The organism is Micromonospora sp. D75, assembly GCF_018070405.1.
Lineage (GTDB): Bacteria > Actinomycetota > Actinomycetes > Mycobacteriales > Micromonosporaceae > Micromonospora > Micromonospora chalcea.
In genome coordinates this window covers 1-826 of the sequence record NZ_JAGPXV010001093.1, presented here as the reverse complement: position 1 = coordinate 826, position 826 = coordinate 1, and the positions used below count along the sequence as shown (strand labels likewise).

Genomic DNA, 826 nt, shown 5'->3' with positions numbered 1-826 from the left:
CCTTCGCCGGCATGCAGTTGCTGCCGTTCTCGATGCTGCCCGACGTGATCCGCGCGGGCGGCGGCGCCGAGCGGGCCGGCACGTACACCGGGGTGTGGACCGCCACCGAGGCCACCGGCGCGGCGCTCGGCCCGTACGCGTACGCGCTGTGCCTGGCCGCCGGCGGGTTCGTGGCCTCGACCGCCGGGCAGACCGTGACCCAGTCCCCGGCCGCGCTGGACGCGCTTCGCTACGGCTTCGGGCTGCTGCCCGCCGCCGTGATGGTGGTAGCGGTGCTGTTGCAGCGCCGCTACACCCTCGACGGCGCGGCCCGCGCCGACGCCGCCGGATAGACTTCGCCCCCGATGGACGCCGAGCCCGCCACCGACACCCGACCCTGCGCCCACTGCGGACGCGACGTGCCGCAGCGCGTCGGCGCGGGCCGCCCGTTCCGCTACTGCCGGGACAACGACGGCGCCTGCCAGCGGGCCGCGCGCAACTCGCGGATGCGTCACCGCAACTCCCCCGGCCTGCCCGGGCAGGTGGCGCGCACCTGGGAGGCGGTGGACCGGCTCGACCAGATCGTCGAGACCCTCACCGAGGCGCTGCACGCCGAGCTGTCACCGGCGGGTGTGGAACGCCAGCTCGCCGAGCTGCGCGCGGAGACGTCCGCGCAGGTGGCGGCCGCGCACGCCGAACGCGACGAGGCCCGCCGCGAGACCGAGGACGCGACCGCGGCGGCGGCCCGCGACCGGCAGCAGGCCCGCGCCGCGTACGCCGAACGCGACGCCGCCGCCGACCGGGCCGCGCGGGCGGAGGCGGCGGGCGCGACGGCCGCCGCGGGGGG

General features: G+C 78.6%; 1 protein-coding gene and 1 pseudogene. Both read left to right on the top strand.

Annotation, left to right across the window (positions count from 1 at the left end; translation table 11 throughout):
* The coding region (locus KBX39_RS32235) for an MFS transporter (RefSeq protein WP_210874209.1) at positions 1 to 332 on the top strand (332 nt) is incomplete at its 5' end.
* A 12-nt stretch (positions 333 to 344) separates the two neighbouring features.
* Positions 345 to 826 (top strand): annotated as a pseudogene (locus tag KBX39_RS32230) (hypothetical protein); the annotation flags it as partial.